This is a genomic window from Bacillus sp. PSXD-155 (assembly GCF_049310765.1).
Lineage (GTDB): Bacteria > Bacillota > Bacilli > Bacillales > Bacillaceae_G > Bacillus_A > Bacillus_A cereus.
Genome location: NZ_JBMOWC010000005.1, coordinates 1 through 17,733 on the forward strand (window position 1 = coordinate 1; position 17,733 = coordinate 17,733).

The window sequence follows — 17,733 nt, forward strand, 5'->3', positions numbered from 1 at the left end:
CCCATCTGTTTGTTCAATACGTCCCAAAAGATAAGAAGGTTTTTTTTCATTAGTAATACCTGTTAAAAAAACATAATGATTTTCCGGTATAACCCCTAGTTTTAAATTTTTATTTGAAAGTTTATCTTCTATTGTAATATCATTTGTATCTATCTGCCCCTCGTAGAAATCATCACCAGTTTTATTCCCAAAAAATACTTGTTCAAAAATAGTATTTTTCTTAACTTCTTTTAACTCAATGCTTTTTAAATTTTCTTTTTCCGTTAAAGTATCTTCAATATTTACAATTGGTTCATTCACTTCTTTTTGACAAGAAACTAAAAAACAAATACCCAATAAAAAAAAACTAAATAAAATATATCTTGAAATAAACTTCACTATAGCTCCTCCGATTTTTGATTTAAATATTAGAAAAAGTCGTATAATTCCTGATCTGGATTATACGACTTTTTCTAGTATTATAAAAGTAAATAATTTCAAATCAATATTCAGTATAAGATCCACCAGGTCTTCTGCTATCAGGACTCCAAGCAGTAGGATAAGCATTATTTTCCCTAGAATAACCACCAAATCTAACAGGAACATTTTTCCCATAGTCTTCATATGCAGAATTTTGGAAAAGATAAGTTTTACCAGGTTTAACTGTTCCTTCATGATCACCTGATACATTTACCCATTTTCTATTATTTGCTTTTCTATTTTTATCCGCTTCTGCCCAAACGTTGAAAGAACCACCGCCATTATCACTACTCTTAACACGCATATACATAGAAGAAGGATTTTCTTTAGCACGTGCAGTAGTATAATCATATGCATTCCAAAGTCTAAAAGTAAAACTCACATGACTATCACTAGTATCAGCTTTAGCTGGTTCAGTTAAAGCGAAACTACTAGCTAAAATACCTAAAGATAAAACAGATCCAAACATAAAACGACTTTTTTTCTTAATACTCAATACAAGCACCTCCAAAAATTTAAAATATTTCAATTGGTTTTATTTTTTCCCACACAAGGAATAAATTAACAAATTTAAAATACTTAAATATTATATCAAGATAAAGTGATATTAACAAAACAATATTTAAGATATGCAATATTACATATTTCCTTCCTATGCCTGTTTCAAATAATAAAGAGCCACTCTCCCTTGCAAGTTTTCAATTCCCTCACATTGTTTTGACAAAACAATGTCTAAAAATAGCTTCTTAACAAAATGAGCTACTTATAAAGTTTTAACACTTGCATTGCAACATAAATCTTCAAAATCTCAATACAAAAACAAAAATATACAAAAAAGCGCAGCCTCATTCGGCTGCGCTTTTGAATTATTATTTAGTTTCGATTAAACCGTATTTCCCATCTTTACGGCCATATACAACATTAGTTTCATTTGTATCAGCATTTGTGAAGACGAAGAAATTATGTCCTAGCATATCCATTTGTAGGATCGCTTCTTCAACGTCCATCGGTTTTAAATCGAATCGTTTTGTACGTACAAGTTCTAATTCATCCTCTTCTACCGCATCCAGAACAGCTACTGCTTCTGGAAGGATAAAGTTCGTTTTCACAGAACCTTTCTCACGTAACTTACGATTTACCTTTGTTTTATGTTTACGAATTTGTCGCTCAAGTTTATCAACTACTAAATCGATAGCAGCGTACATATCGCTATTAGTTTCTTCTGCACGAAGTAATAAATCAGTAAATGGTATTGTTACCTCGACACGTTGCTTGTCAGAGTATACTTTTAAATTAACTTTAATCTCTGGGAATGTATCAAAATAACGCTCTAACTTACTTAGTTTTTTCTCTACATATTCCTTTAATGCTGGAGTTACTTCAATATTTTCACCACGAATGTTGAATTTCATAGATGAATTCCTCCTTTCAAGCCTATGTACTATAATTTCGACACTGGCTTAAAAACTCCTTCTAACTTTTTTAAAAAAATTAGTGGAATTGCGATTTTTTTATCGTTTTTTGTTGAAATGAAAAGATGCATCGTTTCTATCTTTATTTTATCCTATTAACATCGTGAATAACGAATATAACTGTGGACAATTCGTTACAGAAAAGAAACAACTTTTTGACAACTTACCCTATAACAAAAAACCCCTTGCGAAAAACAAGAGGTTCTACTACATATATATAACGTTGCCACAAACGCAGCTTTCTCTTCCCAAAACAATATCCCCTACAGTTTCACAACATTAGCTGCTTGTGGTCCACGTGCTCCATCTACAATGTCAAACTCTACTTGTTGCCCTTCTTCTAATGACTTATACCCATCTTGTTGAATAGCAGAAAAATGGACAAATACATCGTCACCATCTTCACGCTCAATAAATCCAAATCCCTTTTCTGCATTGAACCATTTCACTCTTCCTTGCATGTTCATTCCATTCCCTTCACTCTAAAAATCAGGGCATTCGCCCCATATTTTGACTATAACGAATGACAACATATGAAGTCAAAGAAGACTTATCGCCTTTTTATTATCCCTTTCGACACTGCCATATTAACTTCTACAAAGTGTCAAACTAGATACTTCCCTTGCCCCTCTTTCATATAACAAACTTCCGATTTGCCTAACTGTAATTCCAGTCGTATACACATCATCAACGAGTAAAATATGTTGCCCAGAAAACATCTCTTCTCCCTGAAAATAAAAAGGATTGCTTCCTGACACCCTTTCTTTACGTGTCTTCTTACTTTGCTTTTCTGTTTCCCTTCTTCTTAATGATGGATAAGAAATTTTGACAGGTAAACAAGTTGCTAATAACTCAGATTGATTAAAACCACGTTCAACTTCCCTTTCCTTACTAAGCGGAACAGCGATAACGGTTGAAACATTAGCAAAATACTTTTGAAATAAACTTCGAAAAGGACGATAAAAAATGCGCACTAGCTCTGCATCCCCCCGAAACTTAAACTGCGCTACTATTTCTTTCATCTCATCATCATACATATATAACGAACGGTTTTTAAAAGAACGATACTTCGCCTCTTTCATCCACCTTAGACAATCTATACAAATACCGTCTTCTTGAAATGAGGCAGGAACATATTCTAAAGGCCGCCCACACTCCATGCAAATTTCTCCTATAATATAGGAAAGTTTCTGCTCACATCTATCACATATATATTTTCTATGACACTTTACAAAAAAATTGTACCAACTAACCGTTTCTACAAAACACTCATCACAAAGTAAACAATGCATTAATCGATCAATCCTTGTTCTTTCGCATTTTTATTCATACCTTGAATATGTTTTTTCGCGCGCACCATCGCCTCTGTCTTACCATAGTGAAAATAAACGACCTCTCCATACGGTGCTTCAAAGCTCCGCCCTGCTCGGCCCGCAATTTGTACGAGTGCACTTTCTGAGAATATTTCTTCTTCCGCCCCTAAAACCGCTACTTGCAATTTTTTTACTGTTACGCCTCGCTCTAAAATTGTCGTTGTAACTAATAATGGGATTTCTCCTTTTCTGAAAGCCGCTACTTTTTCTTTTCTACCCGGATCTTCTGCATGTACACCTTCAATTCGCTTGTTTAATGACTTTAACAACAGGCTTATCTCTTCTATATATCGCACATGGGGGACAAATAAAAAAATAGGATATTTTTTATTTAAGTACGTTTGTAACCACTGTAGTAAAACTCGAGGAATTCTTTTATGAATGAGGCTTTTTTTCCAATTCCCGCACCAACAAAATAAAGGAACTGGCAAAGGATGACGGTGATATCGTCCAGAAACAATAACACCTTTTTGTTCACCTCTTCTAAATTTTCGCTTCCACGTTTTATCTGGAGTCGCAGTTAAATAAATACGCGCCGCTCTTTCTTTCATCGCTTGTTTTACCGCGTACTGTAACATTTGATCTGCACAATATGGAAAAGCATCTATCTCATCTACAACCATGACATGAAACGCCCTATAATAACGCAATAATTGATGCGTGGTTGCAACGACTAGTACTGCATCTTTTTCTTTATCCACACTCCCTCCATATAAAGCCGCTACCTTTATATATGGAAATACTTCTTGTAATCTCGGTGCTAATTCCAGAACAACATCCGTTCTCGGCGTTGCGATACAAACTCTTTCTCCTTTTTGAAGCGCTTCGTTAATACCGTAAAACAACATCTCTGTTTTCCCAGCCCCGCATACAGCCCAAATAAAAAATGATTCTTTTCGCTTAATAGCCTCTATAACTCCTTGCGCCGCCAAATTCTGACCAGTAGACAACGTTCCGCTCCACCGTAACAAGTTTAAATTCTTTTCTCTCTTTCTTTCAGCAATCCCGCGAACAAGTAAAGCACATTCACTTACCCTCCCCATCGTTATACACTTCCGGCAATATGTGCACACTTTACTGCATCTTTTACATAAAAACGATGCAAATAGCCGCTGTTCTATATTTCCACAGCGCTGACATACATATTTAGAAGCCTTCTTTTTTACACCTTGTACACACACGACCTCTCCCTTCTTTTTCAAATCATTTAATTCCCTCTGTAAATCTGAAGAAAGTTCGTCTAATAGCAACTGTTTCCCCGCTAGCATCGACAATCACCTCCAGCACTACTATAAACCCTTCTTCAAATCCCGTAAAAACTCAAAAAAGCCGATAACCTACTTATAAAATAGTAAGCTATCGACTTTATACACGTTTTTTATTCTTTTATAAATCCTAGAATCGACCGTAACCTAAGAAATGTTTTTGGTTATATGAGCTGTTGATATCACCGTATGCAATTCCTTTATCACTAGCATGAATCATTTGGCCATTACCAACGTAAATACCGATGTGAGATGGACCTGCTTTATAAGTACCTTGGAAGAATACTAAGTCTCCTGGTTGTGGGCTACCTACTTTAGAAACTGAGTTCCAGTAACCTGCAACGTCTTGACGACCTACACCAAAAATGTAAGAAATGAATCCACTACAATCAAAACCACCGTTTGATGGAGATGCACTTCCCCAAACATATGGTAAACCTAAGTAGCTTTGCGCTTTACCAATTACGCCACCCACATTTGGAGCTGGCTTTTTCTCTTCTTGTTTAGGTGCTTCTTTCTTAGGCTCTTCTTTTTTTGGTTCCTCTTTTTTAGGTTCTTCTTTTTTAGGCTCTTCTTTTTGAGCTTGTCCACCATTGTTTGCTGGTGCAGCTTGCTCTGCAGGTGCTTGTGCTGGCTGAGCTTGCGCAGCTTTAGCAGCTTGCTCTGCTTGTTTTTGAGCAGCAGCTTCTTGTGCAGCTTTTGCTTGTGCTTCTTCTTCTGCAATGCGTTGTAATTGTAACGCTTGTTTCTCAAGCTCTTTCAATTGACCTTCCGTACTTGTCATTGAAGTTACAACTGTATCCATTTTACCGCTTAAATCGTTTACCGCTGTTGCTTTTTTCTCTTTTTCAGCGTCAAGTTCTTTCTTAGCAGTTTCAATTTGAGCTTGTGCTTCTTTTAATTCTTTTTGTTTCTCTTTTACCGTTGCAACATCTTTTTTCACACTAGCTTGATCTTCTTGCTGTGTTTTCATGATATCTTCATCAGACTCAAGAATTTTAGAAACAGAAGTTAAACGATCAACTAAATCTGCAACGTTTTTAGAGTTTACAAGAACTTCTGTTACAACGTTCGTATTTGGCTGTTCTTGAAGTGCAACTAAACGCTTTCTTAATAACTCTTCACGTTTTGCAATCTTCGTTTGTAATTCTGCAATATCTTTATTTTTCTTTTCAATTAATTGCTCAGTATCAGAAACTTTTTTCGTTGTTTCATCAAGCTTTGCAGCATTCTCTTGAACAGACTTATCTAAACCTTGAATTGTTTTGTTTAAGTCATTCATTTGTTTTTGTAATTCATCACGTTCTTGTTGTTGTTTATGTAAAGTGTCATTTTGTGTATTAATTTGTGATTTCACGTCAGAAATTTTATCTTCTGCAAATACATTTGGTGTTAGCCCTGAAAACATTAACCCTGCAACTAATGCGCAAGATGCCATTTTTAGCTTTTTCATTTTATTTTTTACACCGCTTTCTTTTTTCTTTTTCCGTATATAACCTATAAAATTTATACCATAATTCGGGATTTTTTTTGCTAATGTTACGTTTTTGTAAAACAAATGTAATATTATTTGTAGCTCTAGCGCAAAATTCGTATATTTTTGTATGTATGTGTAGAAATTTATATACTTTTCTCACTTCTGTGAACAAAGAAAAAACGTAAGGAATCCCTTACGTTTTATTAAATATACGAATACAAATGAAATGCTACTTCATCCATTTCTCAGCCCAATTTTGGACCTCATCCATAACACTTTCTAACGCTTTTCCCTTGTCAGTTAAGCCATACTCGATTCGAACTGGTACTTCTGGATAAACATTACGAACTACAATGCCCTCGCTTTCCAATTCCTTCAAACGCTCTGACAACATACGATCACTCATATTTGGGATGATATCTGCGATTTCTCTAAAACGTTTCGACTCTTCAAGCAAAGATTTAATAATTAAGCCAGTCCATTTCTTACTAAGCAAAGTAAAAGCTGACTCAAACTTTGGACATAAACAAGAATTATGCTCCATATGTTTCACCTCTCTTCTATTATAATATAGTTTCTTGTAAAAAGTAAGTTATAAAACTTTCCTCATTATTTTATTTTACGTACATTTTACCATTTCCAAATATTAACTTGTCAACTAAACGTAACATACCCGTAAAAAAACCCTCTTAAAAAGAGAGCTTTTTATATCTTTATTACTTCGTATACCATCCAAGACCTAATGCACCTTCACCTAAGTGCGTACCAATTACAGCTCCAAAATAACCTGTACGAATTGTGACGTGAGGATATTTTGCTTCTAATTCTTTCTTCCATTCATTCGCTTCCTCTTCACGTTGCGCATGAATGATAACTGCTTCCATAGGTACACCTTTACTTGCTTGCTCATCAAAAATTTCAATGATACGTTTTAATGCTTTTTTACGTGTACGAATCTTTTCAAACGGAATAATGATTTTATCTCTAAAATATAAAACTGGCTTCACTTGTAACAGACTGCCGATGAAAGCTTGCGCGCTATTTAATCGACCACCACGTTGCAAATGATGTAAATCATCAACTACAAAATAGGCGTCCATCGTTTTCTTCATTTCATCAAAACGAGCGATAATCTCTTTTGGATTCTTTCCTTCACTTGCTAACTTTGCACCTTCACGCACATAAAATCCTTGTACTTCACAACTAATTTCAGAGTCATACGTATATACATCAATACCCTCTACCATCTGTCCAGCTGTTGTTGATGTTTGATATGTACCACTAATTCCACTTGATAGGTGAATACTAATAACTGCATCATAATCTTTAGCTAGTTCTTCATATAGCTCAACAAACTTTCCGATTGCTGGTTGAGAAGTTTTTGGAAGTTCCTCTTGTTCACGTACTTTCACATAAAAATCATCTGCTGAAATTTCAGCTTCTTCTTGATAAGATTCTGTTCCAAACACAACGTTTAATGGAATCATATATATATTGAGTTCATCACGAATTTGCTTCGGTATATATGCTGTACTATCAGTAACAATAGCTATTTTCATTTTCGTACCTGCCTTATAAAAAGTTTTATTTCCTAATTTTACACGAAAACTACAAATGGTGCATCCATACAGGGAAATGCCGGTTGAAATTATACTCACCATCTCGACAAATTACAACAAAAAGATAAAATACTCACCAAAAACTTCAACGTATTTAGAAAAAATGTTTGAATATAAAAAGGCTCGCTTTTAAAATGGAAAGTACTAGTCATTTTGATAGATAGGGGCGTATACAAGTGCTATTACAATATTTAACAATCAAAGACTACGGCGAACACGAAATCGTCATTCAAAAATCAAGATTTATTTGTTATATTAGTCGAGCAACGACTGAGGAAGAGGCTCAAGAATTTATACAAAAAATAAAAAAACAACATTGGAATGCAACACATAATTGTTCCGCTTATTTAATTGGCGAACAAGATCATATTCAAAAAGCAAATGATGACGGCGAGCCTAGCGGTACAGCTGGCGTACCAATGCTAGAAGTACTTAAAAAACGTGGACTAAAAGATACCGTTGTTGTCGTAACACGCTATTTTGGTGGCATTAAACTTGGCGCAGGTGGATTAATTCGTGCATATGGAAAGTGTACAAGCGAAGGCATTAATCATGTCGGTGTTGTCCAGCGAAAACTAATGCGTGTGATGCAAACCGAGATTGATTACACATTACTTGGCAAAGTGGAAAATGAATTACGCAATTCAAAATATGCCATTAAAGATATACATTATCTAGAAAATGTCACATTTGATACGTATGTTGAAGAAGACGGCAAACAAGCCTTTACAGATTGGATGATTGAATTAACAAACGGGAAATGTACAATTACAGAAGGAGATATGTTGTACTTAGAACAAGATGTTATCTAAGCATAACTCTTTTATCACCTTTAAAGATTAATGTAGTGAATTACTTCCCTACAAATGAACTAACGAACTAAGGAGATTATATATGGAAGAACGTTATTATCATCTCCAAAATAGCAGAATAAAAAAGAAACGAAGAAGGAAACTTTTCTTCTTCCTTATTTTCGCATTTTTATTTGGCAGTATAGGAGTTTATGTGTTAAATTCTTACTCTTCTCTTATGGGGATGTATAGTGGTTTTACTCGTGAAAAATCGGATTTAAGAAACAAAGATGTAGAAATTACAAAGGAACCTTTTACAATTCTCATTATGGGTATAGAAGATTATGCGACAGACGGTCAAAATGGTCGTACAGACTCATTAATGTTTGCAACAGTCAACCCGAAAACGCAAAAGATTTCACTTATGAGTATTCCTCGTGATTCTCGAGTTACAATTGTTGGTAAAAATAAAGAAGACAAAATTAACGCTGCCCATGCTTACGGCGGAGAAGAAATGGCAATCAAAACTGTCGAAGGCTTTCTAAAAGTTCCTGTAGACCATTATCTTAAAATTGATTTCCAAGGCTTTAAAGGTATCGTTGATGCTGTTGGCGGTGTTACTGTTGACGTACCCTTCGATTTCTGGGAGCGCTCTGACGTGGATTACTACAAAAAAATTCAATTTAAGCAAGGACAGCAAAACTTAAACGGTGAAGAAGCACTTGCTTACGTCCGTATGCGAAAGCAAGATCCAAATGGCGATTATGGTCGAGCTGCTAGACAAAGACAATTACTGGCCGCTGTTGCTCATAAACTAAACTCCACATCTACTGTATTTAAAATTAAAGATTTAACGGCTGTCGTTGGAAAATATATAAAAACCGACATTCCTATTTCAGACGGACTTGCTCTTTACAATAAAATTTCTGGATTTGATCCTTCTACAATGCAAACGTTAAAGCTTGAAGGCGAAGACAAAAAGATAGGCGGTATTTATTACTTCCTTCCAGATCCAATCAGTGTAGAAACGGTGCGTAACGAAATTGAAAAAGAATTAGGAGAAAAAGCAAAAAATCCAACTACAAAAAACAACTCAAATCCTGATTCAAATTCAAGTTCTAACGAACAAACAAAAAAAGAAACAAACCAAAATAAAACACCAACTGATCCGCCACCTTCTACAAATGCTCATGCAGAGTGGATTATGCGCAATCAGCCATAACAAAAAGGCCCAATCTATCCGATTGGGCCTTTTTTATTTACTTATTAAAGTGTTGTAAAATTGCTTCTACAATACGCTCTGATGCACGACCATCACCGTAAGGATTAGATGCTTTCGCCATCTTATCATGAGCTTCTTTATCTGATAACAACTCATCAGCAAGACCAAAGATTGTCTCTTCGTCTGTTCCTGCTAATTTCAGCGTACCTGCTTCAATACCTTCAGGGCGCTCTGTTGTATCACGAAGAACAAGAACTGGTACCCCAAGTGATGGAGCTTCTTCTTGTACACCACCAGAATCAGTTAACATTAAGTATGAACGAGCTGCAACATTGTGGAAATCAATTACATCTAGCGGCTCAATTAAATGAATACGGTTATGTTCACCTAAAATTTCATTTGCTATTTCACGAACAACAGGGTTCATATGAACAGGGTACACAACTTGTACATCTTCATGCTTATCAACAAGACGCTTAATTGCACGGAACATATTACGCATCGGTTCACCTAAGTTTTCACGACGGTGAGCTGTCATAAGTACAAGACGATCATTTCCAAGTTTCTCTAGTACAGGATGACTATATGTTTCTTTTACAGTCGTTTGTAGCGCGTCAATCGCTGTATTTCCTGTGATGAAAATACGTGACTCATCTTTATTTTCCTTCTGTAAGTTCGTTGCTGATTTTGCTGTTGGTGAGAAATGAAGATCCGCCATTACACCTGTTAATTGACGATTCATCTCTTCTGGGTATGGAGAATACTTATCCCACGTACGAAGGCCCGCCTCAACATGACCTACTGGAATTTGATTATAAAAAGCAGCTAAGCTTGCAATAAATGTTGTTGTTGTATCACCATGTACAAGTACAATATCCGGCTTCGCTTCTTTCATTACTTTATCCAAACCTTCTAAACCACGCGTTGTAACATCAATTAAAGTTTGGCGGTCTTTCATGATATTTAAATCGAAATCTGGCGTAATTCCAAAGATATTTAATACTTGATCTAACATTTGGCGATGCTGTGCTGTTACAGTCACAATCGATTCAATTTTTTCTGGGTGTTTTTGCAACTCTAATACAAGAGGTGCCATTTTAATTGCTTCTGGACGTGTCCCGAAAATTGTCATTACTTTTAAACGTTCAGTCATGTGATTGCCTCTTTTCTTTCACTAATTACAGCTTCTATTATGACATATAAAAATATGCATGAGTACATCCCTTTTTAACGCATAACAGAAACTTTTCTATTACAAATACTTTTTCTTCCCACCGAGTAATAATCTATCTTTTGTTTCTTAACATCTTCATCAGTATAACAATTTCTCCCATCAAATAAAATAGGCTCCCTCATAAGTTGTACGTACTTTTCTAACGGATAAGTTTGAATATCTTCCCATTCTGTTACGATAAAAACCGCACTCGCATCTCTAATCGATTCATCTATACATCTACTATATTGTATAGCATCTCCAAATATATTTTTCACATATTGAATTGCTTTTGGGTCGTAAAGAACAATATCTGCACCTATATTAATTAATGCTTCTATTATAATAAGAGATGATGCCTCTCTAATATCATCCGTATTCGGTTTAAAGGATGCGCCAAGAACTGCAATCCGCTTTTTATTCATGTTCATAACTTTTTTCGCTTTTTCAATCAATAGCAGCTGTTGCTTATTATTTACTTCAATAACCGCTTTTAACAAACGAAAATCATGAGCAACATTTCCCGCAATTTGCACCAGTGCTTTCGTATCTTTCGGGAAACATGATCCCCCATATCCAATGCCCGCATTTAAAAAAGATGCACCAATTCTCTTATCCATTCCCATCCCTTTAGCAACATCCAATACATTTGCGCCTACCTTCTCACATATATTTGAAATTTCATTAATGAAACTAATCTTTGTAGCTAAAAAGGCATTCGATGCGTATTTAATCATCTCTGCACTTTTAATATCTGTAACATACGTTTCTAAGCATAATTGGCTATACAAACTCTCTACTCTTCTTGCTACTTCCTCACTATCCGCTCCAATTACAATACGATCTCCATGAAAGAAATCATAAATACCTGAACCTTCACGCAAAAACTCTGGATTCGATACGATATGTACTGTATGCCTCCCTTTTAAATTCCCCTCAATCCATCCCTTCATTACATCATTTGTACCTACTGGAACTGTACTTTTCGTAACAACAATAATATCGTTCGTCGCATATAATCCAATATCGTTACAAGCACTCTGAATATACGTTAAATCCGCCGTCCCATCTAATAAAGGTGGTGTTCCAACTGCAATAAATATAAACTCTACATCATCAAATGCCTCTTCTTTATTTGATGTAAAAGTTAAAGCATTATTCTCATATGCATAATTTATTAATTCATGTAATCTAACTTCATAAATAGGTAAATCCCCTTGTTTTATCCGTTCAATTTTTTCATCATCTATATCAAAACATGTAACTGAATGCCCCAACTTTGCCAATCCTACTCCTGTAATCAATCCAACATATCCAGTACCTATTATCGTAATTTTCATTTCCTTTTCGCACAGGAATTTACAATAGAAAAGATATGAAATACAGAATTCTCCCTGTGCTTCCCCCTCTCACATTAAAAATGAGAAAACCCTTTTCCTTCTTCATTATATGAATTACTTCCCTCATTCTTTTTAAAGTTTTTGTAAAATTAAATGCACTATAATATAAAGTGAAACTTTAATCAGTGGGGCTTTTACGGGCAGTTGATCCCCACCTAACTTCTTTGCTTCGCTGAATTTTGAGGTGGGGGGCTTACTGCCCGTTAATGCGGGATAAAGTGAAACTTTAATTAGTAGGAATGGGGCTACTAGTTGACGCGAGATAAATTCCCACATTTTAACATGAAACTTACTCATTTCTACGTGTAACACTTATAATACTGAACTAAAAGTATTCACTATCGAAGAAAAAAAGGAAATGTCATATTCCAAAGTCCAGTACGATTAACCTTCTCATATGATGCAACATTCTATATACAATTGTCATATATTCTATCCGCTTCCATTAACCGTAAAGAGAAAAAAAGATTGAATTCTAATCTTTTTGTGATACCATATGTTATGAGCCTGTAAATAAACATCATAATTTTCAGATAAATATATTTTCAAAAAAAAAATTACGTTAGAATATAAAGGGTGGGGTATTAATGGACTCACAAGTGATTTATGCCATTTTGGCATCTTTCATCACTGTACTCGTCGTTACTCCTTTAGTTATTAAATTAGCTTTTAAAATAGGAGCGACAGATAAGCCAAACGCACGTAAAGTGCACCAAAAGATTATGCCACGTCTTGGCGGGTTAGCAATATTTATTGGTGTAGCTGTAGGATTTGTTGTCGGCGGCTTATATGAACAAAGAATGTTATCGATAACACTAGGTGCAATTATCATTGTAATCATCGGAATTTTAGATGATATGTACGAGTTATCTGCGAGAGTAAAATTCGGTGGACAACTGTTAGTTGCCATTATGATTGTAAAAAGTGGATTATTAGTGCAAGTATTATATATCCCATTCCTTGGGGATACTGAACTTGGATGGCTTGCTTATCCAATTACAGTATTTTGGCTTGTAGGTATTACGAATGCAATCAACTTAATTGACGGCTTAGATGGATTATCTGCTGGTATTTCATCTATCGTACTTGCAACGCTAGCATATATGGCCTTCACTAGCCCATGGGGTACTGGAACAGCTATTATCTTGCCACTCGCATTAATTATATTAGCAAGTACAATTGGATTTTTATTCTACAACTTCCATCCAGCAAAAATTTTCATGGGAGATACAGGGGCACTATTTTTAGGATACTGTATTTCTGTTATATCGTTACTTGGATTATACAAAAGTGTAACGTTATTCAGTTTTATCGTTCCAATTATCATTTTAGGTGTACCTATATTTGATACGATATTTGCAATCATCCGTCGTATCGTAAATAAAAAACCTATTTCAGCACCGGATAAATCGCATTTACATCACCGCTTACTTGCAATGGGATTCTCTCATCGCAAAACGGTACTAATTATATACGCATTCGGTATTTTCTTTAGTGTAAATGCCATTATTTTCACTAGTGCAACGTTATGGTTATCCATTATTCTTCTTTTCGCTTTGATTTTCTTCACAGAAATCATTGCCGAAATAATCGGGCTTGTACACGAACGTTACAAACCACTTATTTCCTTTTATAAAAAAGTGAAAAAACGCGAAGACTAATTGTAGTATAGCCTTTTCAATTATGAAATATTCAAATAGCATCCTTTAGGATGCTATTTTTTATTCCTTATTTTATATTTCCAAAATATAGATTGTTTGAGAGTTCCTCTATTGGAGAAAGATATACATAATAAGAAAAGTATCAAGTTTTTTTACATCTTGATTGTCAAACTGAGGGTGAATGTTATGATCAAGCGAATATTTCAATGTATTATTTTATTCTTAACAATTACTATGTACGCATCATCTAATACTGAAGCAACAACCGTTATTCCTGCTGAACATCATCCAAATACTGAAACGACCTCTCCTACACAAAAAATTGCGTACTTAACATTTGATGACGGGCCAAACAAATACACTACACAAATTTTAAACATCTTAAAAGAAAAGAACGGAAAAGCAACTTTCTTTGTTATTGGCGGAAAAGTGCCGCATTACAGAAAAACGATGCAACGATTAATTAAAGAAGGACATTATATCGGGCTCCATAGCATGTCACATGATGTAAAACGCCTTTACACTGGTGACCCTTCCACTTTAATTGCAGAAATGGAACAAACACAAAGTATTGTCCAGCAAGTTACGAAATTAAATACACATCTCGTTCGCGTTCCATATGGTAGTATGCCTTACTTAAAAAAGAATTACCGTGACGCACTTGTATCAGCCCAGTATAAAATGTGGGATTGGACAATCGATACTTATGACTGGAAAAGCTATGATAATCCTTCTGCCATACTCGAAAGAGTGCGTAATCAAAGTGATGAACAAGTCGAAGTTATTTTGATGCATGATTCGAGTGTGACCGTACAAATACTGCCAAAAGTAATTGATTATTTACAGTCACAAGGATACAAACTTCTTCCCTATAATCCATCTTCTCATCTCGAGGTAAATTTTTGGAAAGACACAAGATTGTAACAGCTTTAGTACTTCTAGACTAAAGCTGTTTTATTTTTCTCTTCCCACCCTTCCCATTTTTGTGTAAAATTTTAAATAGTGATGAAGTTTCGAGGTGAATGGAAATGAAACGAATAGATCTCATTTTTAATGCAATACAAGAAGGAAATTATACAGAAGGTGTAACCGCATCAGAACTCGCTACATTTCTACAACTAGATCGCGCCAATGTAAGTAGCGACTTAAACAAACTTGTAAAAGATAAACGGTTATTAAAAACAAATACGCGACCTGTTCGTTTTTACATAGAAACGAACACTTCGTTGGAAACGCATTCAAAAGACATAACTTCATTAGATACATTTGCAATTGAAAATACGAGCCTTAAAATCGCAATTGAAAAAGCGAAAGCTTCTATTCTCTACCCTCCAAACGGTATGCATACTTTACTACTAGGAGAAACAGGGGTCGGAAAGTCTATGTTTGCTTCTTTAATGCACGAATATGCAATTGAAGTTGAACAGCTTCCCAAAAATGCACCATTTATCGTATTTAACTGTGCTGATTACGCAAACAATCCACAACTACTACTTGGACAGTTATTTGGGATTAAAAAAGGAGCTTACACAGGTGCGAGTGATCAAAAAGGGTTAATTGAAAAAGCTCATGAAGGAATTCTCTTCTTAGATGAAGTACATCGTCTTCCTCCAGAGGGACAAGAAATGCTTTTCACCTTTATTGACCGCGGAGTATACCGCCGCCTTGGAGAAACAGAGAATGAGCGTAAAGCACAAGTATTAATCATTACTGCAACAACAGAAGAACCAAATTCCTTTTTATTAAAAACATTTACAAGACGTATACCGATGACTGTTACGCTTCCACCACTTCGTGAGCGTACACATAAAGAGCGCTTTGCTTTACTACAGCTATTTTTCACAAATGAAGCAATTCGTCTAAGGAAAGAAATTCACGTTAGCCCAAATGCAATGCGTGCTTTCGTCTTTTATAATTGTCCCAATAACATTGGTCAATTAAAAACAGATGTTCAAATTGCCTGTGCGAAAGCCTATTCTGATTTGGTCACAAAGAAACGTGATTCTGTCTATGTTTCAAGTACAGATTTACCTTGGTATATGAAAGAAGGGTTGTTCATTGAAAGGAAGAGCCGTCACTTATACCAAATACCAAATGAAACATTTGTATTTACAGGTGAGGAAGGTTGGAGTAATCATAAAACAGAAGATGAAAAACGCTCTTCTATTTACGATTATATTGACTATAAATACGAAGAACTTCAAGCCCGTGGTATTGAAGAGGAAGAATTAGAATTACTAATAGAAAATGATGTTCAAAGCTTTTTCGTACAATATTTTAACCAAATATCCAAAAAAACAAGCCATGAAAATGTTTTTAAAATTGTGGATCGTAATATCGTTTCCGTATGTGAAAAAATAGCGGAACTTGCTGAAAAGCATTTATCTAAGACGTTTGATGAAAAAGTATTTCTCGCTTTAAGTTTACATGTACAGACAACTCTACAACGTTTACAAAGCGGAAAACAAATACATCACCCACAATTAAATCAAATTCGTACGAAATATAAAGAAGCTTTTTCCGTAGCTATGCAATGCATTCAACTACTGGAGGAAGAATTACAAATAACAATGCCTATTGATGAAGCTGGCTTTTTAACAATGTTCTTCGTTGTTGATCCAATTCCTGCCTCACAAACAGAAGTAAAAGTATTAATATTAGCACACGGTAATGGCATCGCAACTGAAATGGCAAACGTTGCAAACGAACTTCTCGGCATTGAGGAAGTAACCGGTATTGATATGCCGTTACACGAATCACCGAAAGATTTCTTGGAACGTGTGAAAGTGTATATGAAAACACTACAAAATGTAAATGGGCTTCTCTTACTTGTCGATATGGGGTCACTTGCTTATATCGGTGACATATTAGAAACGGAGTTCAAAATCCCTGTACGTGTTCTCTCGATGACGAGCACACCACATGCACTAGAAGCAGCTCGAAAAGCTCAGCTCGGTTATTCATTAGATGCGCTGTATGAAACAGTAAAAAATTTAACACCATTTTACTTAAACGTACAAGAAGAAAAGAAAAAACCTCTCTCTCCAATGAAATCTGTTATTTTAACAGCTTGTTTAACTGGTGAAGGAAGTGCTTTAGCTATTCAAAAAATGTTAGAGAACTATTTACGATTTGATAAAGACTTAATTGAAATTATTCCGATTAGTATCGTCCATGAAAAAGATTTAACGAAAATGATCGAGAACATAAAAAAAGAGCGTAACATCATTTGTATCGTTACGAATTTCGATGTGCAAGTACCATGCTTAACATATCATTTCCAAGACATCGTAAACTACACAGCGATTCAGCCCATTCAAGAATTAATTACGTATGAAGAAACATATGCAAAAATGGCGGATATTCTTGAACAACAAATGCAACGTAACGATGGGGCATTACTGATCAAAACAATTCGTTACGCATTAAATACAATCCAAGAATTAATTTCCTTACAGCTAACTCCTGATAGCTTAATGGGTGTTATTCTGCATATGAGCTGTATGGTTGACCGTCTCCAAAAAGGAGAAAGCCTTCTCCCTCATCCTGATAAGGAGAAAAGGAGACAAGATGAATACTGGATGTATATGAAAGTAAAAAAAGCATTGCAACCAATTGAAAATACATTTGAAATACAAATACCAGATGACGAAGTATTTTACGTTATGGACTTCTTTATTAAAAATCAACCTGTTAAAAATTAATCGAGGCAGTTTTTAAAAATATCGACCGTAACGCGAGTTATATCAGCGATTATTGAAATATATCGGCGCAACTCAGA

The 17,733-nt window shown here is 35.1% G+C and carries 15 protein-coding genes and 1 pseudogene; 5 read left to right on the forward strand and 11 right to left on the reverse strand.

Translation table 11 applies throughout. From position 1 onward, the window contains the following. The 9 genes and pseudogenes from ACO6VI_RS06570 to ACO6VI_RS06610 all read right to left on the reverse strand — a co-directional run. Positions 1 to 378, reverse strand: a pseudogene (locus tag ACO6VI_RS06570) (hypothetical protein); the annotation flags it as partial. Positions 379 to 481: 103 nt separating this feature from the next. Continuing rightward, positions 482 to 955, reverse strand: a complete 474-nt coding sequence (locus tag ACO6VI_RS06575; protein WP_088020995.1) for a hypothetical protein — start codon at positions 953 to 955, stop codon at positions 482 to 484. Positions 956 to 1,328: 373 nt separating this feature from the next. Continuing rightward, on the reverse strand, positions 1,329 to 1,871 hold the full coding sequence (hpf, locus tag ACO6VI_RS06580) for a ribosome hibernation-promoting factor, HPF/YfiA family (protein ID WP_000671193.1): 543 nt from the start codon (positions 1,869 to 1,871) through the stop codon (positions 1,329 to 1,331). Between the two features lie 323 nt (positions 1,872 to 2,194). Next, positions 2,195 to 2,392: a cold shock protein CspC gene (gene cspC, locus ACO6VI_RS06585; protein WP_001990088.1), complete on the reverse strand. Its 198-nt coding sequence runs from the start codon at positions 2,390 to 2,392 to the stop codon at positions 2,195 to 2,197. Positions 2,393 to 2,518: 126 nt separating this feature from the next. Further along, positions 2,519 to 3,223 carry a ComF family protein gene (locus ACO6VI_RS06590; protein ID WP_088020994.1) on the reverse strand — a complete coding sequence of 235 codons (705 nt, stop codon included), beginning with the start codon at positions 3,221 to 3,223 and terminating at the stop codon, positions 2,519 to 2,521. Then, positions 3,223 to 4,572 carry an ATP-dependent helicase ComFA gene (gene comFA, locus ACO6VI_RS06595; protein ID WP_088020993.1) on the reverse strand — a complete coding sequence of 450 codons (1,350 nt, stop codon included), beginning with the start codon at positions 4,570 to 4,572 and terminating at the stop codon, positions 3,223 to 3,225. The genes ACO6VI_RS06590 and comFA overlap by 1 nt, the downstream gene beginning before the upstream one ends. A gap of 127 nt (positions 4,573 to 4,699) precedes the next feature. Beyond that, positions 4,700 to 6,127: an NlpC/P60 family protein gene (locus tag ACO6VI_RS06600; RefSeq protein WP_000499486.1), complete on the reverse strand. Its 1,428-nt coding sequence runs from the start codon at positions 6,125 to 6,127 to the stop codon at positions 4,700 to 4,702. Positions 6,128 to 6,275: 148 nt separating this feature from the next. Then, positions 6,276 to 6,590, reverse strand: coding sequence for a winged helix-turn-helix transcriptional regulator (locus ACO6VI_RS06605; RefSeq protein WP_000400857.1), 315 nt, complete (start codon positions 6,588 to 6,590; stop codon positions 6,276 to 6,278). 172 nt (positions 6,591 to 6,762) lie between these two features. Next, on the reverse strand, positions 6,763 to 7,605 hold the full coding sequence (locus ACO6VI_RS06610; protein ID WP_000684725.1) for a DegV family protein: 843 nt from the start codon (positions 7,603 to 7,605) through the stop codon (positions 6,763 to 6,765). A 236-nt stretch (positions 7,606 to 7,841) separates the two neighbouring features. Here ACO6VI_RS06610 and ACO6VI_RS06615 point away from each other — a divergent pair, with 236 nt between their 5' ends. Further along, on the forward strand, positions 7,842 to 8,477 hold the full coding sequence (locus ACO6VI_RS06615; protein ID WP_000926669.1) for a YigZ family protein: 636 nt from the start codon (positions 7,842 to 7,844) through the stop codon (positions 8,475 to 8,477). A gap of 82 nt (positions 8,478 to 8,559) precedes the next feature. After that, entirely contained in the window at positions 8,560 to 9,678 is a 1,119-nt protein-coding gene (locus ACO6VI_RS06620; RefSeq protein WP_000392802.1) for an LCP family protein, read from the forward strand. 37 nt (positions 9,679 to 9,715) lie between these two features. Here ACO6VI_RS06620 and wecB read toward each other — a convergent pair whose 3' ends face one another. Together wecB and ACO6VI_RS06630 are read right to left on the reverse strand one after the other, a co-directional pair. After that, on the reverse strand, positions 9,716 to 10,831 hold the full coding sequence (gene wecB, locus ACO6VI_RS06625) for a non-hydrolyzing UDP-N-acetylglucosamine 2-epimerase (protein ID WP_000140121.1): 1,116 nt from the start codon (positions 10,829 to 10,831) through the stop codon (positions 9,716 to 9,718). Positions 10,832 to 10,905: 74 nt separating this feature from the next. Then, complete coding sequence (locus ACO6VI_RS06630) at positions 10,906 to 12,231, reverse strand: UDP-glucose dehydrogenase family protein (protein WP_098355576.1); 1,326 nt, start codon at positions 12,229 to 12,231, stop codon at positions 10,906 to 10,908. 647 nt (positions 12,232 to 12,878) lie between these two features. Here ACO6VI_RS06630 and ACO6VI_RS06635 point away from each other — a divergent pair. The 3 genes from ACO6VI_RS06635 to ACO6VI_RS06645 all read left to right on the forward strand — a co-directional run bounded on the left by ACO6VI_RS06635 (position 12,879) and on the right by ACO6VI_RS06645 (position 17,656). Then, complete coding sequence (locus ACO6VI_RS06635) at positions 12,879 to 13,952, forward strand: glycosyltransferase family 4 protein (protein WP_000378320.1); 1,074 nt, start codon at positions 12,879 to 12,881, stop codon at positions 13,950 to 13,952. Between the two features lie 186 nt (positions 13,953 to 14,138). Next, on the forward strand, positions 14,139 to 14,876 hold the full coding sequence (locus ACO6VI_RS06640) for a polysaccharide deacetylase family protein (RefSeq protein WP_000595799.1): 738 nt from the start codon (positions 14,139 to 14,141) through the stop codon (positions 14,874 to 14,876). A 104-nt stretch (positions 14,877 to 14,980) separates the two neighbouring features. Beyond that, positions 14,981 to 17,656, forward strand: coding sequence for a PRD domain-containing protein (locus ACO6VI_RS06645; RefSeq protein WP_161520121.1), 2,676 nt, complete (start codon positions 14,981 to 14,983; stop codon positions 17,654 to 17,656). The last annotated feature ends 77 nt before the right edge of the window (positions 17,657 to 17,733 follow it).

What these genes read in the sequence shown, in the direction of transcription:
- hpf (WP_000671193.1), bottom strand. Translation starts at nt 1,871, where the DNA reads ATGAAATTCAACATTCGTGGTGAAAATATTGAAGTAACTCCAGCATTA.
- cspC (WP_001990088.1), bottom strand. Translation starts at nt 2,392, where the DNA reads ATGCAAGGAAGAGTGAAATGGTTCAATGCAGAAAAGGGATTTGGATTT.
- ACO6VI_RS06590 (WP_088020994.1), bottom strand. Translation starts at nt 3,223, where the DNA reads ATGCATTGTTTACTTTGTGATGAGTGTTTTGTAGAAACGGTTAGTTGG.
- comFA (WP_088020993.1), bottom strand. Translation starts at nt 4,572, where the DNA reads ATGCTAGCGGGGAAACAGTTGCTATTAGACGAACTTTCTTCAGATTTA.
- ACO6VI_RS06605 (WP_000400857.1), bottom strand. Translation starts at nt 6,590, where the DNA reads ATGGAGCATAATTCTTGTTTATGTCCAAAGTTTGAGTCAGCTTTTACT.
- ACO6VI_RS06610 (WP_000684725.1), bottom strand. Translation starts at nt 7,605, where the DNA reads ATGAAAATAGCTATTGTTACTGATAGTACAGCATATATACCGAAGCAA.
- ACO6VI_RS06620 (WP_000392802.1), top strand. Translation starts at nt 8,560, where the DNA reads ATGGAAGAACGTTATTATCATCTCCAAAATAGCAGAATAAAAAAGAAA.
- wecB (WP_000140121.1), bottom strand. Translation starts at nt 10,831, where the DNA reads ATGACTGAACGTTTAAAAGTAATGACAATTTTCGGGACACGTCCAGAA.
- ACO6VI_RS06630 (WP_098355576.1), bottom strand. Translation starts at nt 12,231, where the DNA reads ATGAAAATTACGATAATAGGTACTGGATATGTTGGATTGATTACAGGA.
- ACO6VI_RS06635 (WP_000378320.1), top strand. Translation starts at nt 12,879, where the DNA reads ATGGACTCACAAGTGATTTATGCCATTTTGGCATCTTTCATCACTGTA.
- ACO6VI_RS06640 (WP_000595799.1), top strand. Translation starts at nt 14,139, where the DNA reads ATGATCAAGCGAATATTTCAATGTATTATTTTATTCTTAACAATTACT.
- ACO6VI_RS06645 (WP_161520121.1), top strand. Translation starts at nt 14,981, where the DNA reads ATGAAACGAATAGATCTCATTTTTAATGCAATACAAGAAGGAAATTAT.